The 14,729-nt window shown below is 40.7% G+C and carries 11 protein-coding genes and 2 pseudogenes; 3 read left to right on the plus strand and 10 right to left on the minus strand.

Translation table 11 applies throughout. The annotated features are described in order from the left end of the window. The 6 genes from AB4307_RS18945 to AB4307_RS18970 all read right to left on the minus strand — a co-directional run. A partial coding sequence (locus AB4307_RS18945; RefSeq protein ID WP_372132977.1) for a TniB family NTP-binding protein occupies positions 1-682 on the minus strand: 682 nt, incomplete at its 3' end. Beyond that, positions 651-2,516: a TnsB C-terminal domain-containing protein gene (locus tag AB4307_RS18950; protein WP_017067306.1), complete on the minus strand. Its 1,866-nt coding sequence runs from the start codon at positions 2,514-2,516 to the stop codon at positions 651-653. The genes AB4307_RS18945 and AB4307_RS18950, both read right to left, overlap by 32 nt. Positions 2,517-2,518: 2 nt before the next feature. After that, entirely contained in the window at positions 2,519-3,142 is a 624-nt protein-coding gene (locus AB4307_RS18955; RefSeq protein WP_372132979.1) for a TnsA endonuclease N-terminal domain-containing protein, read from the minus strand. A 357-nt stretch (positions 3,143-3,499) separates the two neighbouring features. Beyond that, a complete protein-coding gene (locus AB4307_RS18960) occupies positions 3,500-3,643 on the minus strand; it encodes a hypothetical protein (protein ID WP_017070872.1) in 144 nt (47 codons plus the stop codon). Positions 3,644-4,018: 375 nt separating this feature from the next. After that, a complete protein-coding gene (locus AB4307_RS18965) occupies positions 4,019-4,621 on the minus strand; it encodes an NADPH-dependent F420 reductase (protein ID WP_372132982.1) in 603 nt (200 codons plus the stop codon). Between the two features lie 82 nt (positions 4,622-4,703). Next, entirely contained in the window at positions 4,704-5,261 is a 558-nt protein-coding gene (locus AB4307_RS18970) for a TetR/AcrR family transcriptional regulator (RefSeq protein ID WP_017070870.1), read from the minus strand. Between the two features lie 149 nt (positions 5,262-5,410). Here AB4307_RS18970 and AB4307_RS18975 point away from each other — a divergent pair, with 149 nt between their 5' ends. Next, positions 5,411-5,941 carry a winged helix-turn-helix domain-containing protein gene (locus AB4307_RS18975; RefSeq protein ID WP_372132985.1) on the plus strand — a complete coding sequence of 177 codons (531 nt, stop codon included), beginning with the start codon at positions 5,411-5,413 and terminating at the stop codon, positions 5,939-5,941. A 535-nt stretch (positions 5,942-6,476) separates the two neighbouring features. On the opposite strand, the pseudogene AB4307_RS18980 reads toward AB4307_RS18975, so the two are convergent. Continuing rightward, a pseudogene (locus tag AB4307_RS18980) lies at positions 6,477-6,728 on the minus strand (IS4 family transposase); the annotation flags it as partial. Between the two features lie 216 nt (positions 6,729-6,944). On the opposite strand from AB4307_RS18980, the gene istA reads away from it, so the two are divergent. Together istA and istB are read left to right on the plus strand one after the other, a co-directional pair. Next, positions 6,945-8,477: an IS21 family transposase gene (gene istA, locus AB4307_RS18985; protein ID WP_372132987.1), complete on the plus strand. Its 1,533-nt coding sequence runs from the start codon at positions 6,945-6,947 to the stop codon at positions 8,475-8,477. An 11-nt stretch (positions 8,478-8,488) separates the two neighbouring features. Continuing rightward, positions 8,489-9,229, plus strand: a complete 741-nt coding sequence (gene istB / locus AB4307_RS18990; RefSeq protein WP_372132990.1) for an IS21-like element ISVch3 family helper ATPase IstB — start codon at positions 8,489-8,491, stop codon at positions 9,227-9,229. Positions 9,230-9,309: 80 nt separating this feature from the next. On the opposite strand, the pseudogene AB4307_RS18995 reads toward istB, so the two are convergent. The 3 genes and pseudogenes from AB4307_RS18995 to AB4307_RS19005 all read right to left on the minus strand — a co-directional run. Further along, positions 9,310-10,398 (minus strand): annotated as a pseudogene (locus AB4307_RS18995) (IS4 family transposase); the annotation flags it as partial. Positions 10,399-10,523: 125 nt separating this feature from the next. Next, positions 10,524-13,856, minus strand: coding sequence for a hypothetical protein (locus tag AB4307_RS19000; RefSeq protein ID WP_372132992.1), 3,333 nt, complete (start codon positions 13,854-13,856; stop codon positions 10,524-10,526). A 9-nt stretch (positions 13,857-13,865) separates the two neighbouring features. Then, on the minus strand, positions 13,866-14,402 hold the full coding sequence (locus tag AB4307_RS19005) for a putative outer membrane beta-barrel protein (RefSeq protein WP_372132994.1): 537 nt from the start codon (positions 14,400-14,402) through the stop codon (positions 13,866-13,868). Between the last annotated feature and the right edge of the window lie 327 nt (positions 14,403-14,729).

Consider the following 14,729-nt stretch of genomic DNA (forward strand, 5'->3'; position numbering starts at 1 on the left):
CAAAACTATAAGATGCCGTTACACTCGAATGGCTGTTAGCTTTCAACAGCTTGAAATAGTTAATCTTTCGTCTCCAACTTAATCGTGAGTTCCATTGCGGCTCTGTCGCTATCACATCAGCATAAGGCATACCAACCAACACAAACGAGACTTTTGCTTCTTCACTTATGTATTTGAACGTATTAGCAATAGCCTGCCTTTCTTCTGCTGTAGAAAACTCCACAAGCTCTTGAATTTCATTGACGATAATCAGCTCAACAGATTTACGTTTAAGTTGCTTTACGACAGCCTCACCAAGAGCAATTTCATTACGTCGTCGGGTACCTCTTCCACCTGACTTTCCATCTAAATCGACTAAAAACTGCGTAAGCGTGTTCTGTTCATTTATGCGGCTTGGAACTCTGGTGCTAAGAACAGGTTGTTTACTCCAAGTTGAACTCGGCGGAAAGCGTGATAAATAGTTGTTAATCAAAGCCGTCTTTCCACTTCCGGCCTCACCAGTTAACAAGAAAGACTCCGGTTCACCGCCAAGGGAGTGATTAAAACGAAGCTGATCGAAAATGGAGTAGATTTCAGTTATAGCTGGATACTCGATAAAGCTGGTTTCAAAGAGTTTTAGTTGCTCAAACTGTCTAGATGTTAAGTTCAAATCAATACCCCTCAATATCTTCAAAATCATCATCAGCTACTTGTTCTGAAACATCGAACACGACCGCAGCTTCTTTTTTTGCCGGAGCCGTACTGATTGAGCTTGGCCCCTCTGAGCCCACATCATTAAATTTTGCTAATTTCGAAGTGTTACCCGTTTTAGGCAAGCTACCCTTATTACTTTTGGCACTGCGGAACCTATCGGTTTCTTCCTGAATACGTTTTTTCATATACAGAAATGTATCCGCAAGCGCCTCATCATCAGCAAGCTGCTTAGTGTTAATCCTGCGTACTTTTTGTATGCGCTCATGTTCAAAAAGGGACAGTCCTTTTGTATATCCAGAGTTGTCTACCGCTGGAACTTTTATGTACCTCTTTTCCGATTCTAGGTAAACATGAATGTAGCTGATATCAGAGGGGTCTGTTTTGGTCCTAACAAAAAGCTTTTTACCATTGTTAGATGCCCAATATTTACGGTATTCAATAAGTTCGGAGGACTGATAACGTAAGTTATGTAGTCTAATCCCTGCCACTCCAATAGTTCGGTGTCTAAGCAAACCTAGCTCAACTCTCAACTGCTCCTTCTCAGTACCAACGTAGTAGGAGGGAGTCCATTCCGATTGGTTCCACTTGTGGTATGGAATATCACGTTCTCTTGAATCTGGTGCCATGTGGTAATAATCGACAATCCATTTATGAAGTAATTCAAGAAATACAGAAACTCTAACCACCGCATCCTTCTTTGGGTTGTAATCTTGTAGTTGAGTAGGGTTGGTAAATGTTTTTCCAGGTAGTGAATTCACTAACCCTTTATTCATCTGATCAAACAGCTTTTCGATCCCTGACTTTCGCCAAGGTTTAGCTGCTTGACTGTATTGGATGTCAGACACTAGAGGCCGTAACGAATCTTCTAAGCTTTGACTCCAAAATTCAGCACCATTATCGACAACTAAACAGTCAATTTTGCCGTGACAAGGCCATTCATTATCAATGGATGGATACCTTTGCTTTACCCAACTCTTATCTAGTAGCGAGTTCAATAGCGCCTTTCTGACAGAGTCAAAACTAGGCTCTCTAAAGTTGATACTGCACCCAACGATACATTTACTGAAGCGATCATAAAGCATCGTCAGGTAGGGTCGCCCCAAAGGAATATCTAACTCATCATCAATCAGAATAACTGGAACTGGGGTATGGTCAATTTCGACATACTCCATTGGTTTGGTCGAAACTACTTGCTGACCAACCGAGCGAAATTCTCGGTCTGCGTATCTTTTACCAAACCTTGCACTCGCTACCTCATAAGGAGGTAAGTCGTGTATTCGATTGTAAAAAGAACGTTCGGCAATTGGTTTTATTTTCCCCTCAACAATCCCACGATTTAATTGAATCACTCGACTCTTATAGTATCGATATGCTTCAGCAGCACTTAAGCGTTCACGAGTCAGGTATACGCTGTTAATTGCTTCATCAACTAAAGATTGAGAATCGAACTCTTTTTGTCGATTGCCTTTAAACGTATGCTTAGGAATAAGCGCACATGGGTCTTTCCCCGCTTCAAAGTAAGATTTTTTCCAAGTTGCTAAAGTTCGCCAACTCGGGGGAATGAGTTGTAATTCCGATTCCACAAGAGTTAAGAGAGGGTTCAAATTTTTCTCGGTCCATCCGCCTTTTAAACGCTTCTCTACGAACGCGATGATTTTGATACGACGGATAACTTCTTGCTGTACCTTCGGTGATTGAGAATCAATAGTTGAGGTGATTTCAATAGGTTCATGAATTAGCTCTATTGGAAGCTGCTGAGACTCTCCCTCTGAAGCTTCAAATTCATCAAAGAACCCAAATATGCTGTTAGAGTCCGATGGCATAGTTAACACCAAACGTAGGTTTCGAGGCCAAAGCCAATATTGTTGAGGTCTGTTTTGATTTGCCCCGAAGAGATCCAAGGAAGAGTAGAGATAAGTGTGTCTTGCTCCGATAAACCGAAATACAAAGACACCTCTTGTAGCTGCACCATTTGTTTTCGTTGAATAAACGCCAATACTAGTTTTTGAAACTCAGTCACGGTTCGCAATCCGGAATAACGGTGTAGTAACTTAAAGTTATCTAACGTCGGTCCCATTCTAATTTGTTTCTCAGTAACCAAAACTAAGCGTCTGTTGAACTCATTCAACGCCACTCTTTGTTTCTCTTCAAATCTATTCCTGAAATCAGGTTTGAGAAGCTGACTAGAGTGTTTTACTTCGAAGAGGGTTGACTGCTCGTTGTGATTTGTTACTAAAAAGTCTGGGGTATATCGGCACTTACGATTATTGAATTGATAGTGGAAGCCAAAAGGTTGAGAGGTAAAACTTTTAACGTTTGCGTTATATTCGAGGTGAAAGCAGAAATCGAACTCCAAAATAGAGAGAGTGCGGACAACAGCATCATTCTTCAAGCTCATGAACTTACAGATGTTGTGTACGTGAGATGATTTCTTGGTTTGATCGAACATAGCAAATCACTTTTGTTGTAAACCTACAACAAAAAATAGACTATGAAGACTTATGGTGCAAATATGAAGACTTATGATGCAGAAATGAAGAAAGCCTGCAATTTATGCGAACATATATTGCAGGCTTCATAAGGGTGATGCTTGCAACATAAGTCTGCATAGCTCAAACCGATAATCAATTACTTAAGATGATATTTGCAGCATAAGTTCGTATAACATTGCATCGAAAGTCTGCAAATTTGAACAACGACTAAAATTCAACGTAGTAAAATTACCACACTCCAATTAATCCTCTAGCAGACATAATCGACATGTGTGTAACAAACTTTTGGACAAAAGTCATTTAGAGTGGTTGTTCTAAATAATTTCTACCAGATTAGAAAGAGTATCTTGATGAGCGACTCGCGCTTGCGGATCTGTCATCATCGCTTCAACACCTCTGCAATATCCAGCAATCGCACTAAATGAACGCACATCTTCACGCTTTTTAAGTGTGTGCAAGATAGCCACTCCCTAAAGCATGAATGCGCTCAGCATCGACAATATCTAATGACTTAAGTAATCAATCGTTGCATTTAAGGCATCAATTTTACGTTTATAGTACTCAAATTGGCGAGGCTCTCCGCCACTTTCTCCATAGTGTCGATGATCAATGGATAAAGTAATGAAACCGTAGTGTGACAATTCTTCGGCATATCGCTCAGTAACTTATTCTTCCACACTTACTATTAGTCCAGAGACAATGATCGCGGGGAGCAAGCCTGTGATACGCTCCTTGGATAATATAAGGGACCGACAACTCGGTGCCCTGCAACATTAAAAGAAAAAATGCCCTTGGAAAGCGGACCTCACTCTCCAAGAAACATATGAGTTGGTTTATTTAGTTTGGTGGTAAAGGAATGCAGCACTAGTACCACCACCTTGACCAACTGCAATGTTAATATTCAGGTGTGCCATTGCTTCTAAGTAGCGAGACATAGAAAGAGGGCCGACATTCAGTGGTGAAAATCCTATGCGCTCAGCGACTTCAAGTACTTTATTTGTTGCCTTTTCATCATCTCCAGCAATGAATGCTGTTATTTTTTGACCAGCTCGATCATGACACTCTTTACTCATTACATCAGCAAAAATAGTATTAAATGCTTTAACTACTAATGAGTTTGGTATTAATTTTGCGATCTCTTCGCCTGCTGAAGTTTCTTGCCCTAACAGCAATGGAGACCAATCATCATTTAGTGGGTTAGTAGCATCAATAACTACCTTACATTTCAGCTCCTGCTTGAGTGAAGATAGAACGCTTTCAGCTGCAACGTACGGGATAGCGACGACAATCATATCTGCTATTTTAGCGCCATCTTCGAAACTCAGTACGCCTTCAGAAGCCTCACGTGCACATACTGCAACATCATATCCAGCCTCTACGAATAGATTAGCAAGTTTTGTGCCTACATTACCTTTACCAAAAATTGAAACTTTCATATTTACCCCTTTAAAAAAAACTACCTATCAGTAGGTAGGTTGGACTACTGTTAAAAAAGGCGAACGTTCGCCTTTTATATAATTACTTAAGTGTTGAGAGTAATAAATTTTGCGCCTGTTTAATACGCTCAACATCACCGAAAATACGTGTTGAAATCAACGCACCTTCAAGAGTCGCCATATAAGTTTGACCAAAGATAACACTCTGCTCGTCACTCAACCCTAGTTCTCTTGCAAGCTGTGATATCCACTCCTCTACATTATTAAAGAAAGCTTTGATTTTACCTTTAAGCTGATCACCAAAAGTCATCATGTCACTTGCTAGCATACCTGCTAAGCAAATATCATCTTCACTCTTAGCTGTCTCGACAAACAGACCAGTGAAAGCTTCAATCTGTTCTTTTGGAGACTTATGCTGAAGAGTTGCTAAATATTCGAATACTTCATTATGGTATTGCTCCATCATAGCCAACCCTAACTTTTCCTTTGTAGGAAAGTAATAGTGGATACTTGATGACTTAATACCAATCAGATCGGCTAATTCTCTATGACTAAAAGCATTGAAGCCCTTTGATGAGGCTAGCTTCATCGCAACTACGAGAATTTCATCTCGCTTATTTTGTTTGATATTTTTTTTCATGCAGAGAACTCTATCTACCTATAGATAGATAGTCAAGATCATTTTTACAAATAACAGATTTGAAAACAACACTTATCAAGACTAACTACTGTGATGTAGATCTTTGAGAAGAGCTGTGTCTTAAACTACACTCAAAATGAATTAACATTATGGAAGATACATTGATGGAACAACGCTTAATATTTGATAAATCTCTATTTAAAGTACATATAAGCGAGACTAGTGAAGATTTTACTTTATCACAGTCAGAGTACTTAATACTGTCTAGGCTAGAGCAAGTTAGTGATGTTTGTTCGAAGGAGGATCTAATTGAGTCCGGATGGGGCAACCCTGATAGAGTGGGAGAAAACTCGCTTCCTGTTGCTATCTCAAACTTGAGGAAAGTGTTGAATAATTCATCTATGTCTATCGTCAACATTTCTAGAAAGGGTTATATACTTACAGGAAGCGGACAAGCCGACGAGAAATCTAAACCTCCCCTCAACACCAGTAGAAACTCAATGAAAAAACCAGTATTAATTTCAATTTCTGGATTAGCTATAACTATCGTAAGCTTGATTGTGCTGACAGAAGTTTATAGCAACTGGGTAAAAGTTGAGTGCTCTTTTATCAATACTTCAATTCTATGTCTAACTGAAGGAGGGGAAGCTATTGAGTTCGCCAATATGGAAGTTCAATAAGGCAATATTTTCGATCTTAACGTTGATTACGACGACGTTTTTTGTATTTATTGTCTATGGTGGTATGAACTCCTATTACTGTTCATACGAATTAAATTTACTCCACGAAAATGTTAGAACTGAGCTTATATGTCGTGGGGGAAAAGTGAAAGCGATACATCGGAGTCAATCAAGTGACTCAGCATGGGCTGTTCAGGCTCATCAGTTTCTGATAGGAAATCAGGTTATATTTTTTGTAAATAGTCGTCAGAAACTTAGTGTAAATAAGGAGGTAACACCTCTAGATGAATATAACTTTATCGTAGAAGATTTGGAACTGTTGTTTTACTACGTAGTTAGAGACGGGGGCAATCTGTACATAATTGAGAGATTTCCTGAACATAAAGGTTATCTTGGCGAGATAGAAGGAGTTATGGGAATCGTTGAGCCGAGAATTTAGATTGTCTAGTATGAATACTTTAGACAAGCTTTCAACTTATTAAGTAAGTAACTAAATAAAGCCCTACCGGAAGATACAATGCCGTTCGGATAAGCATTACTGTTTGAATCTAAACGGATATTTAGCTGGAACAAAGAGGATTGAACGTGGAAACGTTCGGTCCTTTCTTTTATCTGGGAGAATGAAGTGACTGATACTTTCCCTCATTCTTTTAAGTTTTACTGGTAGAGTTCCGTCTGGACATAAAGCTAGCCAACGTAACTGCGCATCAATAAGGTTAATCGCGGCCGTAAAACTGACCCTAGTCGCTCGAACCCCTGCTTCTGAAGCTATCTGCATATTTCGGAGCATTCCGATCAGTCATTTCGGGATTATCCGATCACCCATTTCGGTTTAAACCGATCACTGATTCCGCGATTATCCGATCACTTTTAGCCTAACTCCGAAATCGGTGATCGGAATAGCGAAAACCGCGATCGGAATGCCCGAAATCCTTCCTTTTTCTCTTTTAAATCAATAGCTCGCTATTCTTTACTTCTTAAACAAGAACGTAAGGAAGCGACAATGGCCAAAAAGAGAACTCCAATGAACAAAATCAAAGAGGTATTACGCCTTAAGTACGACTGCGGTCTCTCCAATCGTGGTATCGCTTCTTGCCTGAAACTCGGCCCGTCCACCATATCGGAACTCCTTACTCGCTTTAAACAAAGCCAACTTGGCTGGCCTCTACCCGAAAGTTGCAGCGATGCTGATCTCACGCAAGCGCTGTATCACGGCAAGAAAGCCAGTCGCGATAAAGTCATGCCAGACTTCACTCAATACGCAGTCGAACTCAGACGTAAAGGCATGACAAAGATGTTGTTGTGGCAGGAATACCATGAGCAATATCAAGAACAAGCTTACGCTTACACTCAGTTCTGCGAGCACTTCACTCGTTGGTTCAAAACTCAAAAGCGCAGCATGCGCCAGCTCCATGTGGCAGGTGACAAGCTGTTTATCGATTACTGTGGGCCTCGGCTTCAAGTGGTCAACCCTGATACAGGTGAAGTGCGCGAAGCAGAAGTGTTCGTGGCGACCTTAGGTGCGTCCAATTACACCTATGTTGAAGCCTTCCCGAGTCAAGGTCAGTCTTACTGGTTAGAGGCGCATGCCAATGCGTTCGAGCACTTCGGTGGTGTACCACAGCTCTTGGTTCCCGATAATCTACGTAGCGCGGTCACCAAAGCCAATCGTTATGAGCCGAGACTTAACGACAGTTATCAAAAACTGGCGAATCACTATCAAACCGCAGTGATGCCAGCTCGCCCTTACAAACCGAAAGACAAAGCCAAGGCAGAGAATGCCGTGCTCCTAGTGGAACGCTGGATCATGATGCGACTACGACATCAAACCTTCCATACCTTCAAAGAGCTGAACCTTGCCATCCGTGAGCTTATGAATGACTTAAACGAACGTGAGATGAAACAGTATGGTGCGAGCCGCAAAGCGCTGTTCGACAAACTCGATAAGCCAGCGTTAAAGCCGCTACCTAAGCAGCGATACCTCTATACCGAAACCAAGCGAGCCAAGGTTGGGCCTGATTATCACATAGAATATCGCCGCCACTACTACTCGGTGCCACATCAACTTGTTGGTCACCATGTCGAACTGGAAGCCTCCAACCGTCTGGTGCAGATCTACCATCAAGGTAACTTGGTAGCCCAGCATCCACGCAGCCAAAGAGAGCGCGGAAACAGCACCCAACCAGAGCACATGCCGAGTAATCATCAACATCAGAAGTGGTCGCCTGGACGCCTGCTCAACTGGGGAGCCAATATCGGCCCAGCCACACGAGAAGTCATCAATAAGATGCTCTACTCCAAGCCTCATCCAGAGCAGTCGTATCGCTCCTGCCTTGGGCTGCTCAATCTGAGTAAAGCGCATGGCGAGTCGCGCTTAGAGCAAGCCTGTAAAGATGCGCTGATGCTGACAAAACCGAACTACACCTTCATCAACAATCTGCTGAAGAACAATCGTGAAGGACAACTGAGCAAAGACAACACGAGCACGCCGAACCTTGTTCATAGCAATGTCCGTGGCCCGAACTGTTATCACTAGGAGAAATACAAATGAACGCACTGAACGACCAACTCAAAACCCTCCGCTTGAGCCATGCAGTGAAAGCGTTAGAGCAGCAACAAGAACAACTGAGCACCTACGCAGAGCTGGACTTCGAGGAAAGGCTAAGCCTACTTCTGGAAAGTGAAATCTTGAATCGCAATCAGACAAAAATCCAACGCTTAAAACGGCAAGCCAAACTGAGAGTGGATGCTCAGCCGAGCCAACTCATCTACAAGGAGGGACGAAATCTCAATCGTAAACAGATGAGCGAACTTCTAACGGGCAGTTATCTACATAAGCACCAGAATATCTTGATCACAGGCCCAACAGGTGCTGGCAAAACGTATCTTGGCTGCGCACTGGCAACCAGTACCTGCGACCAACAACACACGGTCAGATACTACCGATTAACTCGCCTGCTTGATGACCTGACCGCAGTTCGTCTGGACGGTAGCTATCAAAAGCAACTTCAATCGTTGGCTAAGAAAGCTCTACTAATCCTCGACGACTGGGGGATGGAAAAGCTAACCCAAGAGCATGCAGGTCACTTATTAGAAGTGCTTGAAGATCGTTACCAAAACAGCAGCACGATCGTCATCAGTCAGTTACCTGTAAAGGAGTGGTACAACATGATCGATAACGCCACTGTCGCAGACGCTCTAATGGATCGGCTGGTACACAATAGTCATCGAATAGAACTAGGAGGTGAGTCGATGAGAAAACTGGCGCAATCCGATCACTTAGAGTAAAAATAGGAAGAGAGAAAAACGGCAGGATCAAGTGATCGGAATAAACCGAAACGAGCGATCGCAATCACCGAAATACGCACTATCTTAACCATCTCTAATCGCACTAGGTTATAAGCAAGTAAGACACCCCAAAGCTCTTGCCTCACACCGACAGAAAAACGACTTCGTAAAGTGACGTGACTTTGCAGTTGAGTCTGTTTAATTTCACCATAACCTTCTTCTATCTCCCAACGTTGCCAATAAATACGCAGCAGGCTTTCTAGTGAGTATTTGCTAGGGTCTGTAAGTGAAGTAATAAAACCTTTTATCTCACCTTTTGGTTCTTGATATAGGACTAATCTAGCTTCCCAACGCTCGGGTAAATTAGGATTCTGCCGCTGGGCCTGAGGAGAGATGGGCATTGAGATAAGCATGTCATTTTCTGCATATTTCTCCAATACTTCATAGCGTAGTTTACGTTTTGCAGGCATTAACCAATGAGCATTTTCCGCACTCTCTTGCCATGACAACAAAAGGTCTGCGGAGAAATAACAACGATCAAATAAAGTCAACGAGTGCGCTGGGATATCATTGAATAAACGTTTAGCTAAGGTCGTTTCACCGACATGACAACCATCAAAAGCTGCCCCCATAATCATTCGAGTTTCCGTTGACATCAAAGCAACTAAACGAAGTTGAGGATAAGGTTTCAGTTTTTTAGAGATGAACCCAAATTCTTCGGCGTTCTCTGGTGAATCTTGGCACCTAAATGTTGTTCCATCCACAGCAAGAACGTTAAGCCCTAAGTCTCTGTCTTGTTGAATGATATCTTCGCGCCAAGCCTTGACTGTTGTGTGAAAAAGAGCCGCTAATGGACTCTCGTCTAGACGTCGACGTGAATCGGTGAGGACACTAGGCGCAACACGAGACCAACTATCCTCAGGTTTTGGTTGAAGGGCAATGTCTAATGAACTGCATACCTCTTTGATAGACATGTTGCGTTGCAACCCCATCCAAATAACTAGCCAGACAGCTTGCTGAGCGGGAAGTCGACGTCGTCTTATGCTCGCTTTATTTGTTTCAAGAAGGGCTTGTTCTATCCATTCTAGTTGAATGGCGTTGACGACAGATTCGTAATTATCCGTATCCTCAATAGTCTCGTGCGCCATTGCTAATTCTTGTTCAAGCATAAAAAAATCCCCATCAACGTTGTTGATGGGGATTATCTGCTAACTGCAGGATCGTTCAAGTCTTCTTAAACGATCGGCATTATACCGGAATATAAGGCTTTGAGGTCAACCGTTGTAAATGAACGTTAAGGAGTTGCGGGAATGATTTTAGTTACGTCAAATTGGTCACAAATGGCTCGAATTGCGATACCAGCCTCTTGCTTTAAAACTCTTCCTGAACCACCGGAAGCAATAATTATAGAGTCACTATCTGATGTTATGAAACAATACGGTGTGATATTGATTACTTCACCTTCAGGAGTAAACCCATTAACAAAAATCTGTGTGCGTCCCTTTAAATTCGTATTTTTAATCTCTATCTGAGTAATAGGTTTGAGCGCTTTATTGATCTTAGGGGACCTAACACCTAGATACTCGAGAGAAATATCACCGCTCTCTCCCCAATAGTTACCATGAGATAAGTTAACTAAAGAGGTATTTGAGTCTACATACGCATTAAAATTATTACCTTGGATACGGTTAGAGCCATCTTCACGTATAAGCTTAAGCCTTAAGTTAGAGTAATTGAAAACAAACTCGTCATGTAGAATTTCACTTGAGACAATAGGACTTGACTTGATCTCAAAAGACTCATTAAAAGTACTAGTACCAATATTAACAGTAATATCATATACCCCTTCTGCATTATCGCTCATTAGAGTTACCGCGCCATTTGGTGATACGGTTAAATTTGGGTTGGAGCTAGTTTCGATAACAATTCGACTAGGATCGAGTGGAACTGTACTCCCATTACTCAAAGTCGCATTGACTCTTAGGTTGATGCTTTCGTCACTATAGAAAATGTTCTTAGTGAGAGTGATACTATCAATTGTAACTCCATCGATAACGTTTACCGTGGCAACGTTTGATGCCTCTATTCCTCTAACGATTGCTGTAACTTGTGTAGTTCCAACCTTTTCAGGGTACAACAAGAAATTATCGAAGCTAACCAATGATGAATCAGATACTTTTAAGGCAACGTTGTCGCGTTCAAAGCTTAAATAGTCACTGATATACCCTTCTCTTGTAGTGTACCAAACAGCAAGACTATTCCTAACCGGAACACCTAAGTAAAGATCAAAGACTACTCCACCGGATTCGGGTGGGGTAAAGATATTCTTATTTGACACAAACACTTTGTTGACATCATTTCCTATAGATTTTAGATATCTTGATGAGCCAACTTTATCCCCAGGTAATGTTAGCTTGACACCAATATCACCTTCTTTCTCTGCAATCACGAAGCGACCTTTCACTGATGCGCTATCATTAAGTGAGCTTGTACTCACTGAGTTAGTTACATTTTGAACACTGCCATCACCATTTAGTGTTGAGCTACGAGCGTCTATTGAATTACCAACAAGAATTAAGGATGAGCGATAATTAGGTGCCAATAGGTAAAGGTCTTCTACATGTTCAGCGGTTATTACTTCCACGTCGAAAGGCTGAGACTGAATATTATTAACTTTGTACGTCACTCTATAGCGGCCTGCTTGTTGTAAAATGAAGCCTGAGCCATACTGAGTTGTAATTGCTTTACTAATTATTTCTTCATTTTTATCAATATCCACTATTGAGTAAGGGGCAATTTTGAAGTTAACAACTTTCCCATTTGTGGTTGTAGCGAACGTGTTTACACGAACTTCAGAGCCAACATATGATCGAGAGAGAAGAGGTTTTGCATTTATGACTTTAATATTATCACGAGAATTGACTTCAACATCAATATTATAAGATTTTCCCTTATAAAAGACAGACAGGCTACCTACGCCCGTTTTAGACGCTACAATTTGATTGTTGTTCACCTCAAGAATATCAGAGGTTATATCAGCCAACGGTGTAATATCAGTAGTCTGTATACCGTTGCTTGATTCGAAGATTCCTTTAACAACTACAGTGTATTTTTGTCCTTCGACTAAAGGAGTTCCACCTTGTACCTGTGCTCTAATAGAATTTAACTTCACTTCCGATTCTCCCCTAACATTAAGGTTAATCGGATTAGAAGTTGCACCGCTTTTAGAAATAACTCGTAATGTATAAGTACCAGGAACGTTAAACAGTAGCCCATCACTATTAATTACTATATCATCATAAACACTATGCTCTTCTACAATGATTTGATATTGCGTCCCAATATTTTGGGGCTGGCCATTTACGTAGAATTGGAAATCTGAGTACGGAACCAAAACACCTTCAGTTAATGTGCCTAATTTACTTTTAGATTTGAAATTCAAGTCAATATTTTCTTCATATTCAACGTCTCTGACATCTAAAGGTAACTCTGAAGCAAAACCGAATTTATTGATCTTAAGTGAAGACGCACCATCGGAAAGGAAAGTAATATACTGATCATCATGAAAGAACGTTGTGGTCGACTCTAGATCAGAAGTTTCAAGTTCAAGCCTAGCAGAACTTGCTTCAATAGAGGTTAAGAAAGCCCGTAATTGATAAGGTTTGTTCATAATCAAAAAGGCATTACCAAACTCATCAACTTCAGGGTTTAGTATTGAGGTTACTAAGTTGTCATATGCTTTTGGTTCGGTGACTTGAACCGTTATCGATGGACTAACGAGTCCATAAGCCTCTGCATGAAGGCTTAGCAAACCACTTGACGCTGCCTCTATACGACTTCTTTCAATATAGGAACTATTCCCAAATCGTAATGTAACCGATGAGGAGCCTACATCTAATGCGACTTTGTTTGAGTTGATGTGTGCGTAAACAACTGGCTCAACTATATCACCTTTGACCAGACTAGTTTTTTCGACAGACACTGTAATCTTGTTAATATCATTTCTATCAATAACATTGGTAGATAACGTATTGGTTAAACCAAGAAAGTTCACAGTGAATGAAGCTTTTCCACTACTTTTTACTTGTAGTCTATCACCTGTTCTTACAATATTTGAATCATAAGATATGTTCATGTTAGGTGGGATCGACGGTACCGTATATCGTTGTCCGTTATCGAAAAGCAAATAGATTAAATCTTTAAGTTCCTTAGTTTCTGAGGCTTCCCATACGTAACCAGAGTGAACAATTCCGAATAGCTGTACATCAGAAACCTTAACTTCCTGTGTTGCAATTTTGGTCCCATTTGAGTCAATGAGAGCCAAGTCCGTGGTTCCAGGGGAAAGAGTTACGATTAGGCTATTGTCATAAACTTCAGCGACTGAAGTATCTGAGCTCACTAACCTTAGATTTCTAGAGTCGAGTGAATATGAACTAATAGTAGATAAATCGACATCGATAACCCGTCCGATTTCATAACCTTCTAGAGGCATTTTTTGGTTTAATACGACCTCCAAAGATTGTTCCTGCTCCTGCTCCTTTGAGTCAACAGTAGATTTTGAGAAGAATCCATCCTTGCCACAACCAGTTAATAATATAGATACTAGTAACACACTAAATATACGCATTAAATTTCCTTACAGCTTAAAATAAAAGTTTGCAAAATGTGCAGAGAAGTCACCAAAAGAGTCATCTAAAACGCTGTTTTGGTACTTGTATTGGATCCCTAATTCTACATTTTCATATTTATACCCTAAGCCTACACCTAAGTATGGTGATATATGCTTGCCATCAAACGACTGATTATTACTAATTACGCTATAATCATTAACAAGGACACCAACTGTTAGATATGGTAATAACTTCCCAACTGGATTTATAAAGTCAAATGCAGAACCATATTGTTGGAGTTTTAACCCGTTTCTAGTTGAAGTTTCCGAAATTGAGTCGATATAGTTATAAACCAGATACCCCCTTACATGTTTTTCTTCTACTCCTAAAGCAAAACTATAGTTAGCTTTATTGCTAACATCATGGGAGGAATCACTAATAAACATAGTTCCTATACCTGTGGATATAAAAAGTTCCTCAGATTGAGACTTAAATGGTAAGCATGCCAATGTCATTGTTAAGACGAGAGGACTGCCATAGATATGATTAATATAACTTTTCACTATCAGTACCTTTTCTATTTCAATTAAATAAACAATGAGAATGTTAGCTCCCCTGTATTTGTTGGATTTTTTGATTCGTACATTTTCCTTATAGACATCATCTCGTTATGGTCAACTCTAAATGTACAGTGCACTCCTTTAGCGAAAACCAAATCATTGTCGCACATATCAAAAAATGATTCGTAACTCCGACATATTAATACCTGGCACTTCTCAGAATTCAGATTCGAGACATTCCAACCTTCATTCCTAATATTTCCTAGAATATACATAATTCAACCACCTCATCATTAAGCTCTAAATTAAGCTCTAAATTAAGCTCTAAAT

It is taken from the genome of Vibrio sp. 10N.261.52.C2, from assembly GCF_041471425.1.
In the GTDB taxonomy this organism is placed as follows: domain Bacteria; phylum Pseudomonadota; class Gammaproteobacteria; order Enterobacterales; family Vibrionaceae; genus Vibrio; species Vibrio crassostreae_C.